The sequence below is a fragment of the Actinomyces sp. 594 genome, from assembly GCF_019325145.1.
Taxonomy (GTDB): Bacteria; Actinomycetota; Actinomycetes; order Actinomycetales; family Actinomycetaceae; genus Actinomyces.
Window position 1 is genome coordinate 1 of record NZ_PIZC01000062.1, and the last position, 3,307, is coordinate 3,307.

Consider the following 3,307-nt stretch of genomic DNA (forward strand, 5'->3'; position numbering starts at 1 on the left):
CCCTCGACCCAGCCACCATCACCAACATCACCGCCACCGCCCTAGTCATACTCAACCTGAACAACAACCTCCCCTGATGAGAAAGGCTCAGTGTGTAACTTGTGCCGGTTTCGGTGGTTGCGTGCTGCGGGCGTGAGGCTCAGACGACTGTCAGATGCCCAGGACGCCGCGCAAGTCGGCCTTTATGGCGTCTAGGCGCTTGGCGGCGGCGCGGCGGGCCACCTCCACCGGTTCGTCGACGGCCACGGGCATGACCACTTCGCAGTAGCACTTGAGCTTCGGCTCGGTGCCCGATGGGCGTACCACCACCCGGTCGTTCGCCGCGGTCTTGAAGATGAGGCCGTCAGTCGCGGGTAGGCGCTCCCCGTTGCCGTTGTTCGCGCCGTCCATCAGGTCGAAGACGTCCACCACCGGGGATCCGGCCAGCGTGGCTGGTGCTCCCCCGGACCGCAGCCGCTCCATGGCGTTGGTGATGAAGCTCTTGTCCTCTACCCGCACGCTGAGCGGGCTGGTCGCATACAGGCCGTGTTCTCGCGCCAGGCGGTCCAGCAGGTCATCCAGCGTACGTCCCTGCTGCTTGAGCGTGGAGGCCAGCACCGCCAGGCGCACCGAGGCGGAGATACCGTCCTTGTCTCGCACCGCCGCCGGATCCACACAGTATCCCAGCGCCTCCTCATAGCCGAATACCAGGTTCGGCTCGCGGCTGATCCACTTGAAGCCGGTGAGTGTGTTGCGGTGCGCAAGCCCGTGCGCCTGCGCGATCTTGCGCAGCAGGCGAGAGGAGACGATCGAGTTGGCCAGCACCCCGGTGCCGGTGAAGGCGGCCAGCTCGGCAGCCTGCTCTCCCAAGAGGGAGCCGACCTCATCGCCGGTCAGCTGCCGCCAACCGCCGCGGGCGTGCTCATCCGGCACTGCGGCTGAGCAGCGGTCGGCATCCGGGTCGTTGGCGATGATCAAGTCCGCGCCTACCTCACGGGCCCGCGCAAAGGCCAGGTCCAGGGCCCCGGGTTCCTCCGGGTTGGGGAAGGCCACTGTAGGGAACTCCGGGTCCGGGGCGAACTGCTCGGGCACCACGACGACGTCGTCGAAGCCGGTCCGGGCCAGCACCTCCCGGCAGATCTCCCCGCCGACCCCGTGCATGGCGGTCAACACGATCTTAAGTGGTGCCACGGCCCGCGTGCGGGCGGCCTTGACCGCGCGCTGCACGTACTCCTCAACCATGTCCGCCCCGATTGTCTCCCAGCCGTCCTCGGGCATGGGCACGGAGGCAAGCGGGCCGACGGCGGCGATCTTTGCGGCGATGGCCGAGTCATGTGGCGGGACGATCTGCGCGCCCTGCCCGGAGCCGGTTACGGCGCGGCCGCCCAGGTAGACCTTGTAGCCGTTGTCCTGGGGCGGGTTGTGCGAGGCCGTCACCATGACGCCGGCGTCGGCGCCCAGCCTTCGCAGGGCGAAGGCGAGCACGGGCGTGGGGCAGTGAGTGTCGAACAGGATGGCGCGCCCGCCGGCGCCGGTGACGACGGCGGCGGTGTCACGCGCGAAGCGCGCTGAGCCGTGGCGGGCGTCGTAGCCGATGACCACGCGGAACCCGTCCCCCAGCATCTCGTGCAGGTAGGCGGATAACCCGGCGGCGGCACGGATCACTACCACCCGGTTCATGCGGTTGGGACCCCCGCCCAGGCGCCCGCGCAACCCGGCGGTACCGAACTGGAGCGTGCCGGAGAAGGCATCAGTGAGCGCGGCTGCTGCGGCGGCGTCACCGGCACGGTACGCGGTGAGCAGATCGGTCAGTTCCCGGCGGGTGTCGGGGTCTGGATCCTCGGTGATCCAGGCGGTAGCGGCGGCGTCCAGATCGACGGCGGCCGCATCCTGGGGCGGATATGTCATGGGGTGACCGTACCGTGCGCAGGCACGCTGACGGAGCGGCCGTGACAGCCGTCATGGGTGGTAGTGAGCACATCCGGCTCACAGGATTCCGGTCGCACCGGGTGTCTCCAGGCCGTGCGATGGACGTTGGGGGATCATGCGCTTCATGACCAAGGACCTCAGCCGCGGCGGCAAGCCGCGCGTAAAAAACGGCTCGCGCGAGACCTACCGCAAGGGGCCGGTGATGCTCCGCGGTGCTCAGATCCCCACTCGTACTACGGACGCCCGCCTGCTGGACCGACGCGGCGACGCCGACTGGCTGCACGCCGATCCCTGGCGTGTGCTGCGCATACAGTCCGAGTTCGTTGAGGGATTCGGGGCGCTGGCAGAAGTGGGCCCCGCGATCAGCCTATTCGGCTCGGCTCGCACGCCGGCCGATCACCCGAATTACGTCCTGGCCGAGCAGATCGGGGCGGGGCTCGCCGATGCCGGCTACGCCGTCATCACCGGTGGGGGCCCCGGCATCATGGAGGCGGCGAACAAGGGAGCTCGGGAGGCCGGCGGTATCTCGGTGGGGCTCGGTATCGAACTGCCGCATGAGCAGGGCATGAACGACTATGTGGACCTGGGGGTCAACTTCCGGTACTTCTTCGCCCGCAAGACCATGTTCCTGAAGTACTCCGACGGATTCGTGATCATGCCGGGCGGCATGGGCACGCTGGACGAGCTGTTTGAGGCGGTCACCCTGGTGCAGACCCAGAAGGTGCCGTCTTTCCCGATCGCCCTCGTGGGGTCCGAGTTCTGGGGTGGCCTGGTCGACTGGCTGCGCGCGACGCTGGTGGAGGCTGCGACGATCGATGCCGATGACCTCAGCCTGATGCGGGTAGTGGATACGGCCTCCGAGGCGGTGGACTTTGTGGTCGATGCCGCGCGCACCATGCGGGCCAATGGGCTCACCCGTACCCCGGACAGGGCGGAATAGGCCGCGCAGCACGGGGCCGGATCGGCCCGCTCGCGGCGGGGCCGCGGCGTGGAGTCAGCCACGTTTCAACCCGAAGTGGCGTCATTATGCCGTAGACTCAACCTGGGAGAAGCGGTAATAGTCCGCTAGCCATCACTGAAAGGGGAGCACATGGCTGCCATGAAGCCCAGGACCGGCGACGGGCCGCTCGAGGTCGTCAAGGAGGGCCGCTCCATCATCATGCGGATGCCGCTGGAGGGCGGCGGCCGGCTGGTCGTTGAGATCACGCCCGATGAGATCAAGGAGCTGCAGGAGGCACTGGCCTCCGTGAAGTACTGATCGCTGAAGTACGCAACAGTACTTAGCAGCTACCGGGAGTACCGCAGCGCGTCCTGGTGCTGTTGCCGCGCTGGCAACGGCGCGCGAACATGAAGTAGAAGACTGGCAGGTCCGTCCGCCGGGCCGCTTAGGCCCGGCGGA

General features: G+C 67.9%; 3 protein-coding genes. 2 read left to right on the forward strand and 1 reads right to left on the reverse strand.

What is annotated here, in order from left to right; genetic code table 11:
- Positions 1 to 150: 150 nt before the first annotated feature.
- Positions 151 to 1,887 carry a phospho-sugar mutase gene (locus tag GZ998_RS11090; RefSeq protein WP_161923709.1) on the reverse strand — a complete coding sequence of 579 codons (1,737 nt, stop codon included), beginning with the start codon at positions 1,885 to 1,887 and terminating at the stop codon, positions 151 to 153.
- Between the two features lie 145 nt (positions 1,888 to 2,032).
- Here GZ998_RS11090 and GZ998_RS11095 point away from each other — a divergent pair, with 145 nt between their 5' ends.
- Both GZ998_RS11095 and GZ998_RS11100 read left to right on the forward strand, forming a co-directional pair.
- Positions 2,033 to 2,848, forward strand: a complete 816-nt coding sequence (locus GZ998_RS11095; protein ID WP_161923710.1) for a TIGR00730 family Rossman fold protein — start codon at positions 2,033 to 2,035, stop codon at positions 2,846 to 2,848.
- Between the two features lie 150 nt (positions 2,849 to 2,998).
- Positions 2,999 to 3,166 carry a DUF3117 domain-containing protein gene (locus GZ998_RS11100; protein ID WP_073327418.1) on the forward strand — a complete coding sequence of 56 codons (168 nt, stop codon included), beginning with the start codon at positions 2,999 to 3,001 and terminating at the stop codon, positions 3,164 to 3,166.
- Positions 3,167 to 3,307 lie beyond the last annotated feature (141 nt).

Bases quoted from the DNA above. Each gene is read 5' to 3' on its own strand.
- GZ998_RS11090 (WP_161923709.1), bottom strand. From the start codon at position 1,887: ATGACATATCCGCCCCAGGATGCGGCCGCCGTCGATCTGGACGCCGCC.
- GZ998_RS11095 (WP_161923710.1), top strand. From the start codon at position 2,033: ATGACCAAGGACCTCAGCCGCGGCGGCAAGCCGCGCGTAAAAAACGGC.
- GZ998_RS11100 (WP_073327418.1), top strand. From the start codon at position 2,999: ATGGCTGCCATGAAGCCCAGGACCGGCGACGGGCCGCTCGAGGTCGTC.